This window comes from Streptomyces sp. NPDC018263, assembly GCF_055562575.1.
In genome coordinates, this window is sequence record NZ_JBVHFA010000003.1 from 329,416 (window position 1) to 351,792 (window position 22,377).

At 72.7% G+C, this 22,377-nt stretch carries 19 protein-coding genes; 5 read left to right on the forward strand and 14 right to left on the reverse strand.

Going from position 1 to position 22,377, the window contains the following annotated elements; genetic code table 11:
* Positions 1–12: 12 nt before the first annotated feature.
* Complete coding sequence (locus tag ACZ3HQ_RS10650) at positions 13–744, forward strand: SAM-dependent methyltransferase (RefSeq protein ID WP_467509414.1); 732 nt, start codon at positions 13–15, stop codon at positions 742–744.
* 7 nt (positions 745–751) lie between these two features.
* Here the strand turns inward: ACZ3HQ_RS10650 and ACZ3HQ_RS10655 are convergent, their stop codons facing one another.
* Together ACZ3HQ_RS10655 and ACZ3HQ_RS10660 are read right to left on the reverse strand one after the other, a co-directional pair.
* Entirely contained in the window at positions 752–2,056 is a 1,305-nt protein-coding gene (locus ACZ3HQ_RS10655; RefSeq protein WP_467509416.1) for an MFS transporter, read from the reverse strand.
* Positions 2,053–2,703 (reverse strand): GntR family transcriptional regulator, encoded by a 651-nt coding sequence (locus tag ACZ3HQ_RS10660; RefSeq protein WP_161190200.1) that lies wholly within the window; start codon positions 2,701–2,703, stop codon positions 2,053–2,055. The genes ACZ3HQ_RS10655 and ACZ3HQ_RS10660 overlap by 4 nt, the downstream gene beginning before the upstream one ends.
* A 213-nt stretch (positions 2,704–2,916) precedes the next feature.
* Between ACZ3HQ_RS10660 and ACZ3HQ_RS10665 the strand changes: the two genes are divergently transcribed.
* Positions 2,917–3,813: a D-alanyl-D-alanine carboxypeptidase family protein gene (locus ACZ3HQ_RS10665; protein WP_467509419.1), complete on the forward strand. Its 897-nt coding sequence runs from the start codon at positions 2,917–2,919 to the stop codon at positions 3,811–3,813.
* Positions 3,814–4,003: 190 nt separating this feature from the next.
* Here ACZ3HQ_RS10665 and ACZ3HQ_RS10670 read toward each other — a convergent pair whose 3' ends face one another.
* From ACZ3HQ_RS10670 to pdhA (ACZ3HQ_RS10680), 3 genes are read right to left on the reverse strand one after another with little or no spacing between them, the layout of a single operon-like run.
* Positions 4,004–5,392, reverse strand: a complete 1,389-nt coding sequence (locus ACZ3HQ_RS10670) for a dihydrolipoamide acetyltransferase family protein (RefSeq protein WP_467509421.1) — start codon at positions 5,390–5,392, stop codon at positions 4,004–4,006.
* 10 nt (positions 5,393–5,402) lie between these two features.
* Positions 5,403–6,380, reverse strand: a complete 978-nt coding sequence (locus ACZ3HQ_RS10675) for an alpha-ketoacid dehydrogenase subunit beta (protein ID WP_467509423.1) — start codon at positions 6,378–6,380, stop codon at positions 5,403–5,405.
* 1 nt (position 6,381) lies between these two features.
* Complete coding sequence (gene pdhA, locus ACZ3HQ_RS10680; protein ID WP_467509425.1) at positions 6,382–7,569, reverse strand: pyruvate dehydrogenase (acetyl-transferring) E1 component subunit alpha; 1,188 nt, start codon at positions 7,567–7,569, stop codon at positions 6,382–6,384.
* A 532-nt stretch (positions 7,570–8,101) separates the two neighbouring features.
* Here pdhA (ACZ3HQ_RS10680) and ACZ3HQ_RS10685 point away from each other — a divergent pair.
* The gene (locus tag ACZ3HQ_RS10685; RefSeq protein WP_467510005.1) at positions 8,102–9,118 is read left to right on the forward strand and encodes a phosphotransferase; all 1,017 of its coding nucleotides are present in this window, start codon (positions 8,102–8,104) and stop codon (positions 9,116–9,118) included.
* Positions 9,119–9,184: 66 nt separating this feature from the next.
* Here the strand turns inward: ACZ3HQ_RS10685 and ACZ3HQ_RS10690 are convergent, their stop codons facing one another.
* Positions 9,185–10,837 (reverse strand): protein kinase domain-containing protein, encoded by a 1,653-nt coding sequence (locus ACZ3HQ_RS10690; protein WP_467509427.1) that lies wholly within the window; start codon positions 10,835–10,837, stop codon positions 9,185–9,187.
* 361 nt (positions 10,838–11,198) lie between these two features.
* On the opposite strand from ACZ3HQ_RS10690, the gene ACZ3HQ_RS10695 reads away from it, so the two are divergent.
* Positions 11,199–12,803, forward strand: a complete 1,605-nt coding sequence (locus ACZ3HQ_RS10695; protein WP_467509429.1) for a protein kinase domain-containing protein — start codon at positions 11,199–11,201, stop codon at positions 12,801–12,803.
* A gap of 87 nt (positions 12,804–12,890) precedes the next feature.
* Here ACZ3HQ_RS10695 and ACZ3HQ_RS10700 read toward each other — a convergent pair whose 3' ends face one another.
* A complete protein-coding gene (locus ACZ3HQ_RS10700; protein ID WP_467509431.1) occupies positions 12,891–13,430 on the reverse strand; it encodes a bacterial proteasome activator family protein in 540 nt (179 codons plus the stop codon).
* Positions 13,431–13,612: 182 nt separating this feature from the next.
* Here ACZ3HQ_RS10700 and ACZ3HQ_RS10705 point away from each other — a divergent pair, with 182 nt between their 5' ends.
* Positions 13,613–14,155 carry a hypothetical protein gene (locus ACZ3HQ_RS10705; protein WP_467509433.1) on the forward strand — a complete coding sequence of 181 codons (543 nt, stop codon included), beginning with the start codon at positions 13,613–13,615 and terminating at the stop codon, positions 14,153–14,155.
* A 25-nt stretch (positions 14,156–14,180) separates the two neighbouring features.
* Here ACZ3HQ_RS10705 and ACZ3HQ_RS10710 read toward each other — a convergent pair whose 3' ends face one another.
* From ACZ3HQ_RS10710 to pdhA (ACZ3HQ_RS10740), 7 genes are all read right to left on the reverse strand, one after another.
* The gene (locus ACZ3HQ_RS10710; protein ID WP_467509435.1) at positions 14,181–15,161 is read right to left on the reverse strand and encodes an NAD(P)H-quinone oxidoreductase; all 981 of its coding nucleotides are present in this window, start codon (positions 15,159–15,161) and stop codon (positions 14,181–14,183) included.
* Positions 15,162–15,207: 46 nt separating this feature from the next.
* Positions 15,208–16,305, reverse strand: a complete 1,098-nt coding sequence (locus tag ACZ3HQ_RS10715; protein WP_467509437.1) for a potassium channel family protein — start codon at positions 16,303–16,305, stop codon at positions 15,208–15,210.
* Positions 16,302–17,720, reverse strand: coding sequence for a molybdopterin molybdotransferase MoeA (locus ACZ3HQ_RS10720; RefSeq protein WP_467509439.1), 1,419 nt, complete (start codon positions 17,718–17,720; stop codon positions 16,302–16,304). The genes ACZ3HQ_RS10715 and ACZ3HQ_RS10720 overlap by 4 nt, the downstream gene beginning before the upstream one ends.
* Positions 17,717–18,676 (reverse strand): NTP transferase domain-containing protein, encoded by a 960-nt coding sequence (locus ACZ3HQ_RS10725; RefSeq protein ID WP_467509441.1) that lies wholly within the window; start codon positions 18,674–18,676, stop codon positions 17,717–17,719. The genes ACZ3HQ_RS10720 and ACZ3HQ_RS10725 overlap by 4 nt, the downstream gene beginning before the upstream one ends.
* 79 nt (positions 18,677–18,755) lie before the next feature.
* Complete coding sequence (locus ACZ3HQ_RS10730) at positions 18,756–20,066, reverse strand: dihydrolipoamide acetyltransferase family protein (protein WP_467509443.1); 1,311 nt, start codon at positions 20,064–20,066, stop codon at positions 18,756–18,758.
* The gene (locus ACZ3HQ_RS10735) at positions 20,066–21,070 is read right to left on the reverse strand and encodes an alpha-ketoacid dehydrogenase subunit beta (RefSeq protein ID WP_031179013.1); all 1,005 of its coding nucleotides are present in this window, start codon (positions 21,068–21,070) and stop codon (positions 20,066–20,068) included. Before ACZ3HQ_RS10735 ends, ACZ3HQ_RS10730 begins: the two co-directional genes overlap by 1 nt.
* Positions 21,067–22,212, reverse strand: a complete 1,146-nt coding sequence (pdhA, locus tag ACZ3HQ_RS10740; protein WP_467509446.1) for a pyruvate dehydrogenase (acetyl-transferring) E1 component subunit alpha — start codon at positions 22,210–22,212, stop codon at positions 21,067–21,069. The genes ACZ3HQ_RS10735 and pdhA (ACZ3HQ_RS10740) overlap by 4 nt, the downstream gene beginning before the upstream one ends.
* Between the last annotated feature and the right edge of the window lie 165 nt (positions 22,213–22,377).

Consider the following 22,377-nt stretch of genomic DNA (forward strand, 5'->3'; position numbering starts at 1 on the left):
ACCGTCCCCGCTATGACCACCCACACCCGCCTCACCTTCCACGGCCCCCTCTCCTCCGCGCGCGCCGACGCGATCGTCGCCCGCCTGGCCGCCAACCGGCCCCGCACCGTCCTCGACATCGGCTGCGGCTGGGGCGAGCTGCTGCTCCGGATACTGGAGGCGGTCCCCGAGGCGCGGGGCACGGGCATCGACCTGGACGAGACGGACCTCGCTCGGGGCCGCCGGGCGGCGGAGGGGCGGGGGCTGGCGGAGCGGGTGGCCTTCCTGGCGGAGTCCGCGCGGGGCACCGGGCACGGCCCCGCCGACCTGGTCCTCTGCCTGGGCGCCACCCAGGCCCTGAGCGAGGCCGAGCCCCCGACGGCGGAGGCTCTGCACGCGCTGCGCGGCCTCGTCTCCGAAGGCGGCCGGGTCCTCGTCGGCGAAGGCTTCTGGGAACGGACGCCCACGTCCGCCGAGCTGGCAGGCATGTGGCCGGGCGCCCGTGCGGAGGACCACCTCTCCCTTCCCGCGCTCCTGGACCTCACCGTCGAAGCCGGCTTCCGCCCCGAGTGGACGGAAACGGCGACTCTCTCCGAGTGGGACCACTTCGAATCGGCCTACCAGGCCGACCAGGAGGTCTGGCTCGCCGCCAACCCGGACGCGGTCGAGGTCCGCGAACGCCTGGACCGCCACCGGTCACAGTGGATGAGCTACCGGGGGGTCCTGGGGATGGCGTACCTGACGCTGGTGCCGGTTGGCCGCTGACCACGGGCTACACGGCCGGTACGTGCACCGTCTCCACCCTGCTCGCCACCAGCCGTTCCCGTTCGCGGCGGGCCGCCCGGCCGCGGAGCCGGAGGATCTGGGTGAGGCCGAGGGCCTGGAGGACGAAGACGGCGCAGAAGGCGACGGAGTAGTCGTCGCCCGTGGCGTCCAGGAGGACGCCGATGGCGAAGAGGGTGGTCATGGAGGCGATGAAGCCGCCCATGTTGGTGATGCCGGAGGCGGTGCCCTGGCGCTCGGGCGGGTTGGCGGGGCGGGCGAAGTCGAAGCCGAGCATGGAGGCGGGGCCGCAGGCGCCGAGCACCACGCACAGCACCAGCAGCAACGGCATCGGCGCGTGTGCGCCCGGCCAGGCGAGGGTCAGCGCCCATGTGACCGCCGTCGCGGCGACCGTACCGAGGGCCAGCGGGAGCCGGGCCGCGTGGTGCCGGGCGACGACCTGGCCGTAGACCAGCCCGATCACCATGTTGGAGAGCACGACCAGGGTGAGCAGCTCACCCGCGCCGGCCCGGCTGAGCCCCTGCGCCTGCACCAGGAACGGCAGCCCCCACAGCAGCAGGAAGACCATCGCCGGGAACTGGGTGGTGAAGTGCACCCACATCCCCAGCCGGGTGCCGGGCTCCCGCCACGCCTCCGCGATCTGCCGGCGCACATACGCGGCGCCCTGGTGCGGGAAGGGCTCCGGCTCGTGGCCCTCGGGGTGGTCCTTGAGGAACAGCAGCGTCAGCACCAGGACGACCACACCGGCGAGCGCGCTGCCCGCGAACGCCGGGGTCCAGCCGAGCCCGTGCAGCAGCCGGGCCAGCACCAGGGTGGAGACGAGGTTGCCCGCCATGCCGACCAGCCCGGCGAGCTGCGCGACGAAGGGCCCGCGCCGGGCCGGGAACCAGCGGGTGCCCAGCCGCAGCACGCTGATGAACGTCATCGCGTCCCCGCAGCCCAGCAGCGCGCGGGAGGCGAGGGCGGTGCCGTACGACGGGGAGAACGCGAAGCCGAGCTGTCCGGCCGTGAACAGCACCGCGCCCAGGCACAGCACCTTCTTGGTGCCGAGCCGGTCGACCAGCAGGCCGACGGGTATCTGCATGCCCGCGTACACGAGCAACTGGAGGATCGAGAACGTCGACAGCGCGGAGGCGTTCACATGGAAGCGGTCCGCCGCGTCCAGGCCGGCCACGCCGAGCGAGGTGCGGAAGATGACGGCGACGAAGTAGACCGCGACGCCTGTGGACCACACGGCGACGGCGCGACGGCCGCCCGGAGGGTCACCCGGCAGGGTGGTCGTGGCCCGGCTCATCGGACCTCCCCGCGCGCCAGCCCGGAGAACCAGCCGACGTGCCGGTGCACCAGCCCGACCGCCGCCTCCGCGTCCCCGGCGCGCAGCGCGTCCAGGATCTCGGCGTGCTCAGTGAGGGTCTTGGCGATCCGGTCGGGGTGCGAGTGCATCACGGCGACGCCCATCCGGAGCTGGCGGTCGCGGAGCTGGTCGTAGAGGCGGGACAGGATCTCGTTGCCGCCGCTGCGCACGATCTCCGCGTGGAAGCACCGGTCGGTGACGGCCGCGCCGGCGAAGTCGCCCGCCGCGGCCTGCTCCCGCTGCCGCTGGAGCAGCTCGGCGAGCCGGTCCAGCAGGGCCGGCGGCGCGGGGACCGCCTTGCGGGCGGCGTGCTCCTCGACCAGCAGCCGGGTCTCCACCACGTCCGCGATCTCCTGCGCGGAGACCGGCAGCACCAGCGCGCCCTTCTTGGGGTACAGCCGGATCAGCCCCTCGGCCTCCAGCCGCAGCAGCGCCTCGCGGACGGGGGTCCGGGACACGCCCACCGCCTCGGCCAGCTCGCCCTCGGTGAGCAGGGTTCCGCCCTCGTACCGGCGGTCGAGGACGCCCTGCTTGACGTGGGTGTAGACGCGGTCGGCGGCGGGTGGCTGCCTGGTGGCCGTTTGCATGTCCACAGGATAGATACAACAGGCGGGGGCGGGACAGCGCGGTCCAGCATGCGGACCCTGAGTGAGGGAGCGTCAGCGGAGCGCCGGAAATTTCCCTCCGGCCGGAGTGCAACCATGGGGGCCGTTCACTTGTCACACAGGTGCGGCCCTGCTTTTTGGGCACCTCAACTAGGCCGCATTCCAGGGCATTTCAGACAATCGAGGTATTTCGCTTTGATTACCGGCATCAAGGGCTCCTCCCTCCGCAGGGCCGCCGCCGTCGCCGTCGCGTCCGGCGCGCTGCTCACCACCAGTGCCCTCACCGCAGCGCCCGCGCAGGCCGCTTCCGCACCGTCGATCGTGGCCGCGGGCGGCTACGCGATGAACAACTCCACCGGCACCTCGCTGTACACCAAGAACGCCGACACCCGGCGTTCCACGGGTTCGACCACCAAGATCATGACCGCGAAGGTCGTGCTGGCGCAGCCGAACCTGAACCTGGACGCCAAGGTCACGATCCCCAAGGGCGCCAGCGACTACATCGTCGCCAACAACGCGTCCTCGGCCGGTCTGATCGTCGGCGACAAGGTCACCGTCCGCCAGCTCCTGTACGGGCTGATGCTGCCGTCCGGCTGCGACGCCGCGTACGTCCTCGCGGACAAGTACGGCTCGGGCAGCACGCACACCGCGCGCGTGAACTCCTTCCTCGGCAAGATGAACGCCGCCGCGAAGGCCCTCAACCTGAAGAACACGCACTTCGATTCCTTCGACGGCATCGGCAAGGGCTCGAACTACTCGACCCCGCGCGACCTGACGAAGATCGCCAGCAGCGCGATGAAGAACGCCAACTTCCGCGCGATCGTCAAGACCAAGTCGTACACGGCGAAGACGGTCACCAAGACCGGCAGCACGCGCACGATGAAGGCGTGGACCAACACCAACACCCTGCTGAGCAGCTACAGCGGCACCATCGGCGTCAAGACCGGCTCCGGCCCCGAGGCCAAGTACTGCCTCGTCTTCGCCGCCACCCGCAACGGCAAGACGGTCATCGGCACGGTCCTCGCGTCGTCCTCCGTCAGCCAGCGCGGCACGGACGCGACGAAGATCCTGAACTACGGCTTCACCAAGTAAGCCCGCACCACCCCAGGGCCCGCTCCCACGGTTCACGCCGCGGCAGCGGGCCTTTGCGATGCGCCAACTCGCCTTTCCCTATAACGGGATCAGCGCCTGGAGGCTGACAATCGAGTCTCAGAATTCTCTGGAGGCTGAGACCGTAAGCAGGGCTTACGGTCTCAGCATTTCCGCAGGTGAAAAGGGCCTGTTACGCCCAGGAGATCAGTCGCTTCGGCTGTTCCAGAATTGCTGCGACATCTGCCAGGACCTTGGAGCCGAGTTCGCCGTCGACCAGGCGGTGGTCGAAGCTGAGGGCGAGGGTGGTCACCTGGCGGGGCTTGACCTTGCCCTTGTGGACCCAGGGCTGGAGCTTGATCGCGCCGACGGCGAGGATCGCGGACTCGCCCGGGTTGAGGATCGGCGTACCGGTGTCGACGCCGAAGACGCCGACGTTGGTGATGGTCACCGTGCCGCCCTGCATCGCCGCCGGGGACGTCTTGCCCTCGCGGGCCGTGCTCACCAGCTCGCCCAGCGCCGCGGACAACTGCGGGAGCGTCTTGTCCTGCGCGTCCTTGATGTTCGGCACGATCAGCCCGCGCGGAGTCGCCGCCGCGATGCCCAGGTTGACGTAGTGCTTGAGCACGATCTCCTGGGCGGCCTCGTCCCAGGACGCGTTGACCTCGGGGTTGCGCTTGATCGCGACCAGCAGGGCCTTGGCGATCAGCAGCAGCGGGTTCACCCGCAGCCCCTGGAACTCCTTGTCCTGCTTCAGCTCCTCGACCAGCTTCATCGTCCGCGTCACGTCCACCGTCACGAACTCCGTGACATGCGGCGCCGTGAACGCCGAGCCGATCATCGCCTGCGCGGTCGCCTTGCGGACCCCCTTGACCGGGATACGCGTCTCCCGCGCGGAGTCGTACACCGCCACGGCGGGCGCGGGCGCGGCGACCGGGGCCGGGGCCTCTTCCACCACGGGCTGCGCCGGGGCCACCGCCGCGTGCACGTCCTCGCGGGTGATGATGCCGTCCGGCCCGGACGGGGTGACCAGCGCCAGGTCGACGCCCAGGTCCTTGGCCAGCTTGCGCACCGGCGGCTTGGCCAGCGGGCGCTCCTTCACCGGAGCGGGAGCGGCGGCGCCGTGCCCGTTCAGCTCGGCCTGCACCGCCTGCGCGGCGGCCACCGGAATCTCGGGCCCCTTGCGCGGACGCCGCTTGGTGGAGGAGGCGGCCACGCCGTACCCCACCAGCACCGGCGTACGCCCCTGCGGCTCGGCCTCCTCGGCGGCGGGAGCGGGCTCGGCCGGGGCAGCGGCCGGCGCGGGCTCGGGAGCGGCCCCGCCCGACACGTCCACCGCGATGATCGCCGTACCCACGTCGACCGTCGTGCCCTCGGCGAAGCGCAGCTCGCGCACCACCCCGTCGTAGGGGATGGGGAGTTCGACGGCCGCCTTGGCGGTCTCGACCTCGCACACCACCTGGCCGTCGGTGACCGTGTCCCCGACCTGCACGTACCACTTGAGGATCTCGGCCTCGGTGAGCCCCTCGCCCACGTCCGGCATCTTGAACTCGCGCACGGAAGCTTCCGTCATCGTCGTCACGAAACCTTCCTCAGTACGTAAGGGCGCGGTCGACGGCGTCGAGCACCCGGTCCAGGCCCGGCAGATACTCGTCCTCCAGGCGCGCCGGCGGGTACGGGGCGTGGTAGCCGCCGACCCGGAGCACCGGAGCCTCCAGGTGGTAGAAGCACCGCTCGGTGATCCGCGCGGCGATCTCCGCGCCGGAGCCGAGGAACACCGGCGCCTCGTGGACGACCACCAGACGGCGGGTCTTCTCGACCGAGGTCTGGATGGTGTCGAAGTCCAGCGGGGAGACCGAGCGGAGGTCGAGCACCTCCAGGGACTTGCCCTCCTCGGCGGCCGCCGCGGCGACCTCCTGGCAGAGCTTGACCATCGGGCCGTAGGCGGCCAGCGTCAGGTCGGTGCCCTCGCGGACCACGCGGGCCTTGTGCAGCGGGGCCGGGATCGCCTCGAAGTCGACCTCGCCCTTGTCCCAGTAGCGCCGCTTGGGCTCGAAGTAGATCACCGGGTCGTCGCTCTGGATGGCCTGCTGCATCATCCAGTAGGCGTCCGAGGAGTTGGACGGGCTGACCACCTTCAGGCCGGCCACGTGCGCGAACAGCGCCTCGGGGGACTCGGAGTGGTGCTCGACCGCGCCGATGCCGCCGCCGTAGGGGATGCGGATGACGACCGGCATCTTGACCTTGCCCAGCGAGCGGGCGTGCATCTTCGCGAGCTGGGTGACGATCTGGTCGTACGCCGGGAAGACGAAGCCGTCGAACTGGATCTCGACCACCGGGCGGTAGCCGCGCAGGGCGAGACCGATCGCGGTGCCGACGATGCCGGACTCGGCGAGCGGGGTGTCGATGACCCGCTCCTCGCCGAAGTCCTTCTGGAGGCCGTCGGTCACCCGGAAGACACCGCCGAGCTTGCCGACGTCCTCACCCATGACCAGGACCTTGGGGTCGGTCTCCAGCGCGCGCCGCAGCGATTCGTTGATCGCCTTGGCCAGAGCCATCTTCTCGGCCATGTCAGTTGCCCCCTTCCACGTCCGCGAACGACGCCTGGTAGGCGGCGAACTGGGCGCGCTCCTCGTCGACGAGCGCGTGCCCGTCCGCGTACACGTTCTCGAAGATGGCGAAGCGGTCCGGGTCCGGCATGGCGCGGACCGCCTCCCGCACCCGCTTGCCCAACGCCTCGGACTCGGTCTCCAGTTCCGCGAAGAATCCCTCGTCCGCGTGGTTCGCGGACTCCAGATAGGCGCGCAGGCGCAGGATCGGGTCCTTCGCCTCCCAGGCGACGCGCTCGTCGTCGTGGCGGTAGCGCGTGGGGTCGTCGGAGGTGGTGTGGGCGCCCATCCGGTAGGTGAACGCCTCGACCAGGGTCGGGCCCTCGCCGTTGCGGGCGCGCTCCAGCGCCCAGCGGGTCACGGCGAGGCAGGCCAGCACGTCGTTGCCGTCGACCCGGACGCCGGGGAAGCCGTAGCCCTGGGCGCGCTGGTAGAGCGGGACGCGGGTCTGCTTCTCGGTGGGCTCGGAGATCGCCCACTGGTTGTTCTGGCAGAAGAACACGACCGGGGCGTTGTAGACCGCGGAGAAGGTGAACGACTCCGCCACGTCGCCCTGGCTGGACGCGCCGTCGCCGAAGTAGGCGATCACGGCCGAGTCCGCGCCGTCCTTGGCCACGCCCATCGCGTAGCCGGTGGCGTGCAGGGTCTGCGAGCCGATGACGATCGTGTACAGGTGGAAGTTGTTGCCGTTGGGGTCCCAGCCGCCGTTGTTCACACCCCGGAACATGCCGAGCAGGTTGGTCGGGTCGACCCCGCGGCACCAAGCGACGCCGTGCTCGCGGTAGGTCGGGAAGACGTAGTCGTCCTCGCGGGTGGCGCGGCCGGAGCCGATCTGGGCGGCCTCCTGGCCGAGGAGCGAGGCCCACAGGCCCAGCTCGCCCTGGCGCTGGAGCGCGGTCGCCTCCGCGTCGAAGCGGCGGGTGAGCACCATGTCGCGGTACAGACCGCGCAGCTCGTCGGGGGTGATGCCGGCGACGTAGGCGTCGAACTCGGCGTTCTTGACCCGCTTGCCCTCCGGCGTCAGAAGCTGCACCAGCTCCGGCTCGGTGCCCTGCTTCGCGGTGCTGCGGGTGCGCTGGGTACCGGCGGTACCGGCCTTGCCTGCGGCGCTGCGTCGCGGCTTGCGCGCGGCACTGCTCTCCACGGTCACGTGTGCTCCTCCGTCGTTCCGGCCCACGGGGTTGCCGGTGAGCCTGGGGTCCCCCTTGCTCGGTCGGAGCCGGGGGGAGCGGCCACCTCTTCTCGACCACCGGGCACGGGGTGGGTGCCGCTCGGCCGGGAACAGGCGTGACAGGTGCCCCGGCGAGCGCCTGCGGCTTTTAACGTTACCCAGTGCTCCACATTTCTGTGAAACCCCACCTGACCTGCGATTTTGCTTGGATTTCCAAGTAAATCGACAAGGCCCGGAAGTTCGCTGGTCACAGCCTTGCAGGAGGCCGGAGCAACGGCACGTTATCCCGCGCACCCAGCTCAAAGGAAGAGTCCCGGCGCGTCACCGGGGGCGGCCGGGGATTTATTTCGCGCCGCTCGCGAATTGCGCTTCCGAAGCCACCGGGACGTTCACCGGAGCACGCCGGGTGACCGAATGCGACCACCGACGACTGCCTGTGACAACCCCCAGCTCACGGGGGCTTTTCGTGCCCTAGCATCGGCGCGTGCAGCGCCCTCGTGTACCACCCGTCGTGCCCCACGCGCCCCCGCTCGGCACCTTGTTACCCCTGTACGGAGCCGGTACGGCCCTCGCCTGCGAACCGGTCGACCAAGGGCTGCTCAACCGCGGCTACCGGGTGCGCACCACGCGGGGCCGGTACTTCCTCAAGCACCACTTCGACCCCGACACCGCCGACCCCGACGCCATCGAGCGCCGCCATCTGGCCACCCAGCGCCTCGCCGAGGTCGGCGTCCCGGCCGTCCCCCCGCTCACCCACCGCGAGGGCCGTACGGTCGCGGTCGTCGGCGGACACGCCTACGCGCTGCACCCCTGGATCGACGGCGGGCATCTGCACGGCGGTCAGCTCACCCGCTCCGAGAGCGCGCGCCTGGGGGCGCTGCTGGGCGCCGTGCACGCCTGCCTGGAGCGCGTGATGCCACCCAAGGGGCGCACCCGTCCCGCCACGAGCCCGCACCCGGTGGAGAGCGCCGACCCGGCCGACACCTTCGCCCTCATCGACGACCTGCTCGGCCACGTCCACCGTCACAAGCCGGCCGACGCCTTCGACGACCTGGCCCGCCACCGCCTGCTGGAACGCCGGTCGCTGCTGGAGCAGCACACGGGCCGCCGTCCGCCGCGCGGCGGCCCGGTGGGGTGGGTGCACGGCGACTTCCACCCGTTCAACCTGCTCTACCGGGGCGGCACCCCCGCCGCCATCGTCGACTGGGACCGCCTCGGGGTGCAGCCGCGCGCGGAGGAGGCCGTACGCGCGGCGGCGATCTTCTTCGTACGGCCCGCCGGGATGCTGGACCTGCCCAAGGCGCGGGCGTACGCGCGGGCGTACCGGCGGGCGGCGCGCGCCACCCCCTCGGAGCTGGCGGCGGCCGTGCACCGGGTGTGGTGGGAGCGCCTGAACGACTTCTGGATGCTGCGCTGGCACTACGAGCGCGGTGACACCCGCGCCGACCGCCAGTTCCCGGCCGCCTCCGCGCTCGCGGTGTGGTGGACACGGGAGTACGACGCGGTGTGCGACGCCTTCACGAGCTGAGCCGTCTCGGCGCGGTCAGCCGACAGGCCCGTCCGGGCCCGTTCCGGGGGCCGGCGATGTCGGCCTTCAAGTACCGTCGGCGCCGCCCGCGTCAGCACCGGCCGCCGCACCGGCGTCCGCGCCGCCGGCACCCGCCGTGGTGCCCTGGTCGGTGCCGCCCGCGCTGCCCGTGCCGTCGGTCGTGCCCGCGTCCGTGCCGGTGCCGCCCGCGGCGTCGCCACCCGTGGCGGGCGGCGAGGTCTGCGGATCGGTCGGCGGCTGGCTGGTCTGCTGGTCGGTCGGCTCGTCCGACGGCTCGGTCGTGCCGGGGTCGGTCGGCCGGTTGGTCGGTGTGTAGTTCGAGCCGCCGTTGCTCCAGCCCGAGCCGCCGCCCTGCGTGGCCGGGTCGTCCGTCGGCTCGTTCGTGGTGTCGTCGGACGGCGTCTCGGACGCCTGGTCGTCCTTGTGCGTCTGAGAGACGCTCGGGGACGGCTTGTTGTTCGGGGTGTCGTCGCCGCCGGACTTGTTCAGCGCGAGCGCGACACCGGCCACGACCGCCACGACGGCGAGCGCGGCCAGCACCCACAGCTTGCCCTTGCCGCTGCCCTTGTTGCCGTGGCCCTCGAAGCCGCCGTCGTCGCCGCCCCCGTACCCGCCGGGCAGGATCGGCTGCGGGATCTGCGTGGTGCCGCCGCCGTAACCGCCGGACTGAGGCATCACGGTGGTGCCCGCGTAGCCGCCGGGCGGGGTCGGCGCGCCCGCGGTGGCGTCCACCGGGCCGGTGTTCCAGGTGCCGGTGTGGGCGCCCTGGTCGTACAGCATCTGCAGGCCGTACTGGATCAGGCCGCGCATCTCCTCGGCCGTCTGGAAGCGGTCGTCCGGCTCCTTGGCGAGGGCGCGCATGACCAGGCCGTCCAGCTCGGGCGGGCAGCCGGCGGTGACCTGCGAGGGCGGCACCGGCATGTCCTGGACGTGCTGGTAGACCACCGACAGCGGGGTCTCACCGGTGAAGGGAGGCCGCAGCGCGAGGAGTTCGTAGAGCAGGCAGCCCGTGGCGTACAGGTCGGAGCGGTGGTCGACGGCCTTGCCGAGCGCCTGCTCCGGGGAGAGGTACTGCGGGGTGCCCATGACCATGCCGGTCTGGGTCATCGTCGTGGAGGCGCCGTGCAGGGCGCGGGCGATGCCGAAGTCCATCACCTTGACCGCGCCGTTGTCGGTGATGATGACGTTGGCGGGCTTGATGTCGCGGTGCACGATGCCGTGCTGGTGCGAGTAGGCGAGCGCGTCCAGCACACCGGAGACGATGATCAGGGCCTGCTCGGGGCCCGGCGCGTCCGCGTCCACCAGCAGCTCGCGGATGGTGCGGCCCTCGACCAGCTCCATCACGATGTACGGCACGGCCTGGCCGTTCACCTGGTCCTCGCCGGAGTCGTACACGGCGACGATCGAGTGGTGGTTGAGTCCGGCCACCGACTGGGCCTCGCGCGTGAAGCGGGCCTTGGAGGTGGGGTCCTCGGCGAGGTCGGCGCGCAGCAGCTTGACCGCGACCGTACGGCCCAGCCGGACGTCCTCGGCCGCGAACACCTCGGCCATGCCGCCCCGGCCGAGCCGGTGGGTGAGCCGGTAGCGGCCGTCGCCGACGAGCCCGCCGTTGCCCCAGTTCTCCGGCGCCTCCGCCATGCCGCCGCCGGCCGCCGCCTCGGGGTCGGACGGGCCTTGGGCGCCGTGCGTCTGTGCCATCGGTCCTCGCCGTCGTTTCTGCCCGCGATGCGCGCGGTGTTGATACGGACTCCGTCGGCCACGCTACAGCCTCGCCGGTGGCCGCCGGTCCCGATCCGGCACCGGGACGGGCCCAGGACGGACCGGCCATGAAACCCGCAGCACAGGCCCTCGTGCAAATTCCGTGCACCGCTCGTACGCCTGCTGTAACGCTTGCGCGACGCTTCTTTCGCGTACGGTCACGGAACGGGCACCGGGCTTGACGTGTCCGTGCCCTCGGGCAGACTTGGCCGGGAATGACACATTCGATCAAGGCGGGTGCCGAGCGGCGCGTGTCCGGTCGATGACGGCTCCGACGGGGGCCAGTGGGGGACACGGAACGATGAGCCAGGACGGCGCACAGGGCGGCCGGTACACGGGGCGGGCACTGGCCGGTGGCCGTTACCGGCTCCAGGACCTGCTCGGCGAGGGCGGCATGGCCGCCGTGCACCTGGCCCACGACTCGGTGCTGGACCGCCAGGTGGCCATCAAGACCCTGCACACCGAGCTGGGCCGGGAGCAGGCGTTCCGCGAGCGGTTCCGCCGCGAGGCCCAGGCCGTGGCCAAGCTCACGCACACCAACATCGTCTCCGTCTTCGACACCGGCGAGGACGAAGCGGACGGCATGCCCTACATCGTCATGGAGTACGTGGAGGGCCGCCCGCTCGGCTCCGTGCTCGCCGACGACGTACGGCAGTTCGGCGCGATGCCCGCCGACAAGGCCCTCAGGATCACCGCGGACGTGCTGGCCGCGCTGGAGATCAGCCACGAGAAGGGGCTGGTCCACCGGGACATCAAGCCGGGCAACGTGATGACCACCAAGCGCGGGGTGGTCAAGGTGATGGACTTCGGCATCGCGCGGGCCATGCAGTCCGGGGTCACCTCGATGACCCAGACCGGCATGGTCGTCGGCACCCCGCAGTACCTCTCCCCCGAACAGGCCCTCGGCCGCGGCGTGGACGCCCGCTCCGACCTGTACTCGGTCGGCATCATGCTGTTCCAGCTCGTCACCGGCCGGCTGCCGTTCGACGCGGACTCCCCGCTGGCCATCGCGTACGCGCACGTCCAGGAGGAGCCGGTCGCGCCCTCCTCGATCAACAGCGCGCTGCCGCCGGCGGTGGACGCCCTGGTGGCCCGCGCGCTGAAGAAGAACCCCAACGAACGCTTCCCCACCGCCGAGGCGATGCGCGAGGAGTGCCTGCGGGTGGCGGCCTCGCTCCAGCAGGCGGCGCCGAGCATCGTGCCCGGCGCGGGTCCGGCGCAGAGCGGCTCGGGCGTGGGCTCGGCGGTGTTCCCGCCGGTGGACCACACCGCTCCGGGGCCGCACCCCGGCCAGGTGCAGCAGCCGTACCAGCCGGCCCCGAACCCGTACGGCACCCCGTCCCCGTCCTACGGCTACCCGCAAGCGGGCGGCTACCCGACCCCGCCCGCGTACGGCGGTCAGCCGGCGCCCGCCTACGGGGCCCAGCCGCCGACCGCGGTGCCCTCCTCCGGGGGCGGCGGCCGGAGCCACAAGCCGGTGCTGATCGGCTCGGTCGCGGTGGCCGCGGTGCTGATCGCGGGCCTGCTGATCGCGCTCAACATGAACAAGAAGGACGACACCACGGGGGGCGGTGGCTCCCCCAGCGCCTCCACCTCGTCGCACGCCTCCGGTTACCGGGGCCCGGACACCTCGCGGACGATCGACGCCACCGAGTGCACCGAGCCGCAGGAGTCGTACGACGACGAGAAGAAGATCCGGCTGCCCGACTTCCGGTACAAGAACATCGACTCCGTGAAGGCGTGCTTCCAGGCCGCGAGCTGGCGGTACTCGGTGAAGAAGGAGGACGACAACACCTGGGGCGACGGCACGGTCCTCGACCAGTTCCCCGCGCCGGGCACGGATGTCGACCCGAAGACCATGGGCGAGGTCTCGCTGAGCGTTTCCACGGGCGAGCCGCCGCAGTAGGCGTGACATGAGAAGGGGCCCGGCGGACTGTCTCCGCCGGGCCCTTCTTGTATGACGTGTCCAGAGGTGTCCGGAGGCTGGAGGTGTCTAGAGGTACGGCCCGCCCGAGCGGCCGCCGGTGTGCTGCTCCTCGGCGCCCTCCGGGACGCTGCCCGGCGGCAGCGCGCGGCGCATCTGCTCCAACTGGGCGCGGGCGGCCATCTGCTGGGCGAACAGCGTGGTCTGGATGCCGTGGAAGAGGCCCTCCAGCCAGCCGACCAACTGGGCCTGGGCGATCCGCAGCTCGGCGTCGCTCGGTGTCGCGTCGTCCGTGAAGGGCAGCGAAAGCCGCTCCAGCTCCGCCACCAGCTCCGGCGCGAGGCCGTCCTCCAGCTCCTTGACCGAGCTGGCGTGGATCTCCTTCAGCCGGACCCGGCTGGCCTCGTCCAGAGGAGCGGCGCGCACCTCCTCCAGCAACTGCTTGATCATGCTGCCGATCCGCATGACCTTCGCCGGCTGCTCCACCTGGTCCGTCACCGGGATCTCGCGGGAGCTTTCGTCCGTGTCGCCACCGAGCGCCATCCCGTCCTGGCCCACGACGAGGATCTGGGGGTTCTCGGGCGACCGTTCGTTCCTCGGCATCTCCATGCCGCCATTCTCTCGCACCCGCCCACCCCATCACCGCCGCACCCCCGCGCGCCGGTGATCCGGCGTCCCGCCCCCGACGGCCCAGCCCGAAATGCCCGGTGCGCCAGGAGATGTGAGGCTGGATTTCCTCTTCACCCAGCTTTCCCCCGGCACGCCCGGCTTTTCCTCCGGAGGTCACCGACGTGACTCCATGGCTGCGACTCACGCTCCGCCTGGTGCGGGTGCTGCTCGTCCTGGCAGCGACCGCCGCACCCGTGTGCGGCACCACGGCCGCGTACGGCGCGGAGAGCGCCCCGCCGGGTTCGTCCACGCCGTCCGGCCGCTCCTCCGCCCCCGCCGTACGGGCCCGGAACGCCGCCGACACCGCCTCGCCGTCCCCGACCGTCTCCAAGCCCGCGCGGGCCGGGAGCCGGGGCGGGGAGGGACGGATGCGGCCCGGCCGCCCCGAGCTGCCCGACCCGGCGGACCAGGCCCAGGACCCGGCGGGCAGCGCCACGGCCGCCACCCCGGAGGCCGCCTACCCGGAGGAGCCGGAGACCGCCGACAGCCCGGCCGCGCCCACCCCGACCGCCACCTCGGCCCCGCCTTCGCGGCCTGCCGCCGTACGCCAGGGGGAGAGCACCACGGCACGGGCGCCGCGCATCCTCCCCCTGGGCAGCGGCCTGGTCCTGCTGGGCCTCGGCATCGCCCTGGCCCGGCTGGGCCTCCGCATCCGCCGCACCTGAGAGACGCGCTCCGGGTCAGGGGGGCTTACGGCGCGACCAGCAGCACCTTGCCGATGTGGCCGCTGCCCTCCACCACCCGGTGCCCCTCGGCCGCGTCCGTCATCGGCACCTCGCGGTCGACGACAGGACGTACGACGCCCGACGCGATCAGCGGCCAGACGTGCTCGCGCACCGCCGCCACGATGGCCGCCTTCTCGCTCAGCGGGCGCGCCCGCAGCGAGGTCGCGCTGACCGCGCCGCGCTTGCCCAGCAGCAGGCCGATGTTCAGCTCGCCCTTGGTGCCGCCCTGCATCCCGATGATCATCAGGCGGCCGTTGACGGCCAGCGTCTCCACGTTCCGGCCCAGGTACTTGGCGCCCATGTTGTCGAGGATGACGTCGGCGCCTTCGCCGTCCGTGGCCCGCTCGATCTCGGCGACGAAGTCCTGGTCGCGGTAGTTGATCAGGATGTCCGCGCCCAGCTCGGCGCAGAAGTCCAGCTTCTCCTTGGTCCCGGCGGTCACCGCAACCCGCGCCCCGATGGCCTTGGCCAACTGGATCGCCATGGTGCCGATGCCGCTGGAACCGCCGTGCACCAGCAGCAGCTCGCCGGGCCGGAGGTGGGCCAGCATGAAGACGTTGGACCAGACCGTGCAGGCCACCTCGGGCAGCGCGGCCGCCTGCTTGAGGTCGATGCCCTCGGGCACCGGCAGCAGTTGCCCGGCCGGGATGACGACCTTCTGCGCGTAACCGCCGCCCGCGAGCAGCGCGCAGACCTCGTCGCCCACGGACCAGCCGGAGACACCGGGGCCGAGCGCGGCGATCCGGCCGGAACACTCCAGACCGGGGTAGGCGGAGGCGCCGGGCGGGGGGTCGTAGTGGCCCTGGCGCTGCATGATGTCGGCCCGGTTGACGGCGCTGGCCACCACCTCGACCAGCACCTCGCCCTCGCCGGGCACCGGGTCGGGCACCTCGGTCCAGGTCAGGTTCTCGGGCCCGCCGGGTTCGGAAATCGTGATCGCATGCATGCCCGCGACGCTACTCCCCGACCGCGCCACGGGCCTGACGGCCCGCTCAGTCGCCCGGCAATGGACGCGCGTGCGGGGCGACGTGCTCGGTGGGGGACGCCCGGACGATGGTGATCAGCCGGTCGGTGAGCTGCAACTTCCCCACAGCCGGGTCGTCGTAGCCGAGGACGCGGTGGCCCCGTACGACGCTGACCACGAGGTCCTCCGTGTCGCGCGGGCTGCGGCCCACCTCGGAGCGGACCACCGGGCGGTCCACGATGTCCAGGCCGCTGCCCTGCTGGATCAGGTCCTCCATCACCATGCCGGCGGCGGGGCTGAGCACGGAGAGACCGAGCAGCCGGCCCGCCGCTCCGGAGCTGGTGATGACCGCGTCGGCGCCGGACTGCTTGAGCAGCGGGGCGTTCTCCTCCTCGCGGACGGCGGCCACGATCTTGGCGCCCCGGTTGAGCTGGCGTGCCGTCAGGGCGACCAGCACGGCGGTGTCGTCGCGCTGCGGGGCGATGATGATCTGCCGCGCCTTGTGCACCTCCGCGCGCCGCAGCACCTCGCTGCGAGTCGCGTCGCCGGTGACGCCCGCGTAGCCCTCGGCGGTGGCCGCCTCGATCGCCTTGGAACTGGGGTCGACCACGACGACCTGTTCCTTCTTCAGCCCGGTCGCGCAGACGGTCTGGATCGCCGAACGCCCCTTCGTACCGAAGCCGATGACCACGGTGTGGTCGCGCAAGGTGGACCTCCAGCGGTTGAGACGCCATTCCTCACGGGTGCGCTCGGTGAGGACCTCCAGCGTGGTGCCGACCAGGATGATCAGGAAGAGCACGCGCAACGGGGTGATGACGAGGATGTTGATGAGCCGGGCACCGTCGCTGACCGGGGTGATGTCGCCGTATCCGGTGGTGGAGAGGGTGACCGTCGCGTAGTAGAACGCGTCGAGCAGGTCGACGGGACCGTCGGAGTTGTCGCGGTAGCCGCTGCGGTCCGCATAGACGACGAACGCGGTGGCCACCAGCACCACCAGCGCCATCACCAGGCGCTTGGCGACCTGGCGAATGGGGCGTTCCATCGCCTTCCTGGGGAGCTTCACCCGCGAGGGCACCAGGTGTTCGCCGGCCTGACGGGCTATGGCGTCATGGCCCGGAAGTTTCACGTGAAACACACCCCGATTCCGGCCGTGTCCCACGGCAGGTCCAGCAATTCCAGTCCGGCACCCTGCGCCGCCCCGCCCGGCGGGACGACGGCCAGCGCGTCGGCGGTGGCGATCCCGCGCAGCATGGCGGGCCCGCTGTAGCGCAGCGGCACGGCCCGCTCCCCGCGCAGTACCACGGGGACCAGCCGGGTGTCGTGCGCGTGCCCCTGCACCGCCTCCCTGAGCGGCACCCGGTACGGCTCTGGCGCCGGGTGGGCGGCCAGCGTCCGCAACAGCGGCTCGGCCAGCGTGAGCAGCCCGGCGACGGCAGCGAGCGGGTTGCCGGGCAGCCCGACGAGGTGCTGGTCCGCCTGAGTACGGGCCAGCAGCATGGGATGGCCGGGGCGCACCGCGACGCCGTCGACGAGGAGTTCTGCGCCGAGCCGGTCCAGCGTGGGGTGGACATGGTCCACGGGTCCGGCGGCGGTGCCCCCGGTGGTGACGATCAGGTCGGCGCGGGAGCCGGCGATCGCCTTGCGCAGCGCCTTGGCGTCGTCGCCGAGCCGGCGGACGGCGACGACCTCGGCGCCCAGCGCGCGCAGCCAGGGCGCGAGCATCGGGCCGAGCGCGTCCCGGATCAGCCCGTCGTGCGGCAGCCCCTCGGTGAGGAGTTCGTCGCCGAGGACGAGGACCTCGACACGGGGGCGCGGTACGACGGTGAGGGTGTCGTACCCGGCCGCAGCGGCGAGGCCCAGCACGGCCGGGGTGACCAGGGTGCCGGTGGGCAGCAACTGGTCGCCCCGACGGCACTCCTGACCGCGCGGGCGGATGTCCTGGCCGTGACTCAGCTCGCTCGTGGCGTGCAGCCGGTCCTGGGGGCCGGTGCGGCCGTGCTCGCTGCGCAGGACGGCGGTGACACCGGTGGGGACGCGGGCGCCGGTGGCGATCCGGACCGCCTCGCCGTCGGTGAGCGGCTCGGGGGGCGCGTGCCCGGCGAGCACTCCGCCGTCGCGGATCTGCCAGGGGCCGGGTCCGGCGACGGCCCAGCCGTCCATCGCGGAGGTGTCGAAGGAGGGGAGGTCGCTGAGCGCATCCAGGGGGGCGGCGAGGACCAGGCCGAGGGCGTCGCCGAGGGCGACGGAGGCATGGGGGCGCCGCGTGGCGTCGCGGACGGCTCGGGCGGCTCGGCCGGCGATCTCGCGGGCCTCGGGCCAGGGGGTGGCATGGGCGTGGGGGTGCTCGGGCCCGGCCGGGCGGGCGGGCGCGTGGCCCGTCCGCTCGGTCGGGTGGGGCCGGGCGGTTCGGTCGAGCCGGTCGGTCCGGTCGCTTCCGGGCGCGCGGACGAGGGCCAGGGCTTCCTCCACGTCGAAGTCGTCGGCGTCCAAGGCGTCACCGCGCCCGGCGTGGGGGCCCGCATGGGTGCCGGAGGGGGTCATCCGGCGTCCGGGGCGTCCCCGCCCCCGTTGTGCTCGGCTTCCCAGCGGACGGCCAGCTCGGCGACCTTGGCGGACGCCTCGGCGACGGACTCGGCGTCGCCCTTGCCCTGGGCGGCGGCGTAGCCGATGAGGAAGGTGGTGAGCGGGGCGGCGGGCCGGGCCACACCGTGCGCGACATCGCGTGCGGCGTCCAGCAGGACGCGGGTGTCGACGTCGAGCTCGATGCCCAGCTCGTTCTTGACTGCGGTGATCCATTCGTTCAGCACGTGCCCATGCTCCCTGATCCGTGCCCTGGCGTGGGCGATGTCTTCCCAGGTGTCGCAGTCGAAGGAGGCGAGGGGGTCGGTGAGCCGGGTCAGGCGCAGGGCGCCGGTCAGGCGGCGCAGCGGCAGCCCGGTCAGCCCGCCGTGCTCGCCGTGCTCTGCGGCCAGGTCCGCGAGGGCGGCGCGCAGGGAGGCGGTGCGGTACGCGGCCACCAGCGGCTGGTCTCGGCCGTCGTCGTCGGTGAGCATCGCCCCGTCGGCGTCGCCGTCCCGCAGTTCGGCCAGCAGCCGGTGCACGGTGTCCGCGCCGAGGAACGGCAGGTCGGCGGAGAGCACCACCGCGTGCTCGGCGGTGGTGAGCCGCAGCCCCGCGTCGAGCGCGGCGACGGGTCCGCCACCGGCCGGCTCCTCCCGGGCCCAGCGCACCGGCCTGGTGGTGGCGCGGGGGTCGGCCACCACGACGGTGGTGGCCGCGTCGGCGCAGGCGGCCAGCACCCGGTCCAGCAGCGCCCGGCCGCCGACCTGGACACCGGGCTTGTCGGCCCCGCCGAGCCGCCGCGCCCCGCCACCGGCCAGCACGACGGCGTCGTACGGGGCGTCGTAGGGCGTGCCGGTGGCCGGGCCGGACCCGCTGGACCGGCTGGACTCGGGGGATGCGGCCGGCGGAGGGCCGGCCGGGGCGTTGTCGGTCACCCTTCGAGTATGGCTGGTGGGCACTCGGGGGCGGGCGCCGCCCGGCGGGGACCGGGCGGCGGGGATCAGCCGGACGGGTTCACACGGTGCGCAGCAGTACGGCCGGCTGTTCCACGCAGTCCGCCACGTACCTGAGGAAGCCGCCCGCCGTGCCGCCGTCGCAGACCCGGTGGTCGAAGGTGAGCGAGAGCTGCACGACCTGGCGTACGGCCAGTTCGCCCTCGTGCACCCACGGCTTGGGGACGATACGGCCGACGCCGAGCATGGCCGCCTCGGGGTGGTTGATGATCGGGGTGGATCCGTCCACGCCGAAGACGCCGTAGTTGTTCAGCGTGAAGGTGCCACCGGTGAGTTCACCCGGCGTCAGCCGTCCGGCGCGGGCGGCCTCGGTGAGCCGGGCGAACTCGGCGGTCAGCGACTCCGCGTCCCGCCTGTGCGCGTCCCGGACGACGGGCACGACCAGTCCGCGTTCGGTCTGCGCGGCGAACCCGAGGTGCACACCGAGCAGTTGGACGACCTCGCGGGCCTCGGTGTCGACGTAGGAGTTCAGCTCCGGGAACCGGGCGAGGGCGGCCGCGCAGATACGGGCGAGCAGGGCGACCAGGGAGATCTTCGGGGCCCCGGCCGCGTTCATCGCGGCCCGCGCGCGCAGGAGTTCGGTCGCGTCGGCGTCGACCCAGCAGGTGGCGTCCGGGATCTCCCTGCGGCTGCGGCTCAGCTTCTCGGCGACGGCCCCGCGCACGCCCTTGAGGGGGATGCGGGTGCCTTCGGGGTGGGTGGTGGGCGCCGGCGCGGTGGGGGGTGCCGTCGCTTCGACGCGGAGGGCCGCTTCGACGTCCGCGCGCAGGATGAGGCCGTCCGGGCCGGTGCCGCGCAAGGCATGCAGGTCGATGCCGTTGTCACGGGCGAGCTTGCGGACGAGGGGGGAGACGACGGGGACGGGGCCCTGGGAGGCGGGGGGTTCTGGGGCGGCCGGTTCCGGTGCGGGTGCCGGGGCGGCCGGGGCGGTGCCGTTGGCCACGGTGAGCTGGGCGCGTACGCGGCGCCGGCGGCGGGCGGGGGCCTGGGTGCCGTAGCCCACCAGGACATTGCCGGAGCCCTCGGCCTCGGGGGTGTTCTCCCCGGCCGGTCCGACGGGGTCGGGGGAGCCGACCGCGACGGTGATCAGCGGTGCGCCCACGGGCAGTTCGGTGCCCTCCTCGCCGTAGCGGGCGGTGACCACGCCGCCGTAGGGGCAGGGGACCTCCACCATCGCCTTGGCCGTCTCGACCTCGACGACGGGCTGGTCGACGGCGACCACGTCACCGACGGCCACCAGCCAGCGCACGATCTCCGCCTCGGTGAGCCCCTCGCCGAGGTCGGGCAGCTTGAACTCCAGTACCTGGGCCATCAGTTCTCCGCCTCCCACTGGAGACGGGCCACCGCGTCCAGCACGCGGTCGACACCGGGCAGGTGGTGCCGCTCCAGCATCGGCGGCGGGTAGGGCAGGTCGAACCCGGCCACGCGCAGCACCGGTGCCTCCAGATGGTGGAAGCAGCGCTCGGTGATCCGGGCCGCGATCTCGCCGCCGGGCCCGCCGAACCCGGTGGACTCGTGCACGACGACCGCGCGCCCGGTGCGCCGTACGGAGGCGCAGACCGTCTCGTCGTCGAAGGGCACCAGCGAGCGCAGGTCGACGACCTCCAGGTCCCAGCCCTCCGCGCGGGCGGCCTCGGCGGCCTCCATGCACACCGGCAGGGACGGCCCGTAGGTGATCAGGGTGGCGCTGGTGCCGGGGCGCCGGACGACCGCGCGCCCGATGGGCTCCACCTCGGTGGGGTGGTCCGCGTTCCAGGTGTCCTTGGACCAGTAGAGCCGCTTTGGCTCCAGGAACACCACGGGGTCGTCGGAGGCGATGGCCTGCCGCAGCAGCCCGTAGGCGTCGGCGACGGTGGCCGGGGTGACGACGTGCAGGCCGGGGGTGGCCATGTAGTACGCCTCGGAGGAGTCGCTGTGGTGCTCGACGCCGCCGATGCCGCCGCCGTAGGGGACGCGCACGGTGATCGGCAGGGGCATGCGGCCCCGCGTGCGGTTGCGCATCCGGGAGACATGGCTGACGAGCTGCTCGAACGCCGGGTAGGCGAACGCGTCGAACTGCATCTCCACCACGGGCCTCAGGCCGTACATCGCCATGCCCACGGCGGCGCCGAGGATGCCCGCCTCGGCCAGCGGGGTGTCCGTGCAGCGGTCCTCGCCGAACTCGGCGGCGAGCCCGTCGGTGACCCGGAAGACACCGCCGAGGGTGCCGACGTCCTCGCCCATGACATGGACGGCGGGGTCGGCGGCCATCGCGTCGCGCATCGCGCGGGTGAGGGCCTGCGCCATGGTGGCGGGCTTGACGGCCACGGTGGTCATCGCGGGTCGCCTTCCTGGTCGTCCTGTTCGGCGGCCAGCTCGGTCCCGAGCAGCGCGCGCTGTTCACGGAGCTGCGCGGTGGGCTCGGCGTACACGTGGTCGAAGAGGTCCATCGGGTCGAGCCGGGGGTCCTGGTTCATGCGTTCGCGCAGGTCGGCGGCCATCGCCTCGGCGTCCTGCCGGACCGCGTCGATCGCGGCCTCGTCCAGCAGCCCGCGTGCGGTCAGCTCGCGTTCCAGGAGCTGGACCGGGTCGTGCCGCCGCCACGCCTCGACCTCGTCGTCCTCGCGGTAGCGGGTCGCGTCGTCGGCGTTGGTGTGCGCCTCCACGCGGTACGTCACCGCCTCGACCAGGGTGGGGCCGCCGCCCGCGCGGGCCCGCCGCACCGCCTCGGTGAGCACCTCGTGCACCGCGACCGCGTCGTTTCCGTCGACCAGGCGGCCCGGCATGCCGTATCCGACCGCCTTGTGGGCGAGGGAGGGCGCGGCGGTCTGCTTGGCGAGCGGGACCGAGATGGCGAAGCCGTTGTTCTGCACGAGGAAGACGACCGGGGCCTGCCAGACGGCGGCGAAGTTCAGCGCCTCGTGGAAGTCGCCCTCGCTGGTGCCGCCGTCGCCGACCATGGCGAGGGCGACCACGTCGTCCCCCTTGAGCCGGGCGGCGTGCGCGAGGCCCACGGCGTGCGGCAACTGGGTGGCGAGCGGGGTGCTCAGCGGGGCGACGCGGTGGGTGTGCGGGTCGTAGCCGGTGTGCCAGTCGCCGCGCAGCAGGGTGAGCGTCTCCACCGGGTCGACGCCCCGGGCGACCACGGCGAGGGTGTCGCGGTAGCTGGGGAAGAGCCAGTCGCGCTCCTCCAGGGCCAGGGCGGCGGCGACCTCGCTCGCCTCCTGTCCGGTGCTGGAGGGGTAGACGGCGAGCCGGCCCTGTTTGGTGAGCGCGGTCGCCTGCGTGTTGTAGCGGCGGCCGCGGACCACCTGGGCGTAGAGCCTGCGCAGCAGGTCCGGGTCGGCCTCGGCGGCCGTGTCGGTGCCGAGGACGCGATAGGGCTCGGCGTCGGGCAGCAGCGGCGCGGGGTCCGTGCGGGGCTGCCAGGCGGGCGGCGGCGATGGCCGGTACGCGCCCCGCTGCTCCATGACCGTCATGACGGCACCTCCTCGTGGGAGCGGCTACGAGAGGCGGGTCGGCTGTGACCCGTCTCACCTACCGATTGTTCGGTCGTCGGCGCATTTTGGCTACTGGCCCCCTCAGGCTGTGGACAAACGGTTTTGCACAGCCTGGAATGAATGCAGGACGTCCACGGCGATGAA

Excerpts from the sequence above, each read along its gene's own strand:
- pdhA (WP_467509446.1), bottom strand. The coding sequence starts at position 22,212 with ATGACGGTCATGGAGCAGCGGGGCGCGTACCGGCCATCGCCGCCGCCC.
- ACZ3HQ_RS10700 (WP_467509431.1), bottom strand. The coding sequence starts at position 13,430 with ATGGAGATGCCGAGGAACGAACGGTCGCCCGAGAACCCCCAGATCCTC.
- ACZ3HQ_RS10720 (WP_467509439.1), bottom strand. The coding sequence starts at position 17,720 with ATGACCCCCTCCGGCACCCATGCGGGCCCCCACGCCGGGCGCGGTGAC.
- ACZ3HQ_RS10660 (WP_161190200.1), bottom strand. The coding sequence starts at position 2,703 with ATGCAAACGGCCACCAGGCAGCCACCCGCCGCCGACCGCGTCTACACC.
- ACZ3HQ_RS10735 (WP_031179013.1), bottom strand. The coding sequence starts at position 21,070 with ATGACCACCGTGGCCGTCAAGCCCGCCACCATGGCGCAGGCCCTCACC.
- ACZ3HQ_RS10690 (WP_467509427.1), bottom strand. The coding sequence starts at position 10,837 with ATGGCACAGACGCACGGCGCCCAAGGCCCGTCCGACCCCGAGGCGGCG.
- ACZ3HQ_RS10675 (WP_467509423.1), bottom strand. The coding sequence starts at position 6,380 with ATGGCCGAGAAGATGGCTCTGGCCAAGGCGATCAACGAATCGCTGCGG.
- ACZ3HQ_RS10710 (WP_467509435.1), bottom strand. The coding sequence starts at position 15,161 with ATGCATGCGATCACGATTTCCGAACCCGGCGGGCCCGAGAACCTGACC.
- ACZ3HQ_RS10655 (WP_467509416.1), bottom strand. The coding sequence starts at position 2,056 with ATGAGCCGGGCCACGACCACCCTGCCGGGTGACCCTCCGGGCGGCCGT.
- ACZ3HQ_RS10650 (WP_467509414.1), top strand. The coding sequence starts at position 13 with ATGACCACCCACACCCGCCTCACCTTCCACGGCCCCCTCTCCTCCGCG.
- ACZ3HQ_RS10695 (WP_467509429.1), top strand. The coding sequence starts at position 11,199 with ATGAGCCAGGACGGCGCACAGGGCGGCCGGTACACGGGGCGGGCACTG.
- ACZ3HQ_RS10730 (WP_467509443.1), bottom strand. The coding sequence starts at position 20,066 with ATGGCCCAGGTACTGGAGTTCAAGCTGCCCGACCTCGGCGAGGGGCTC.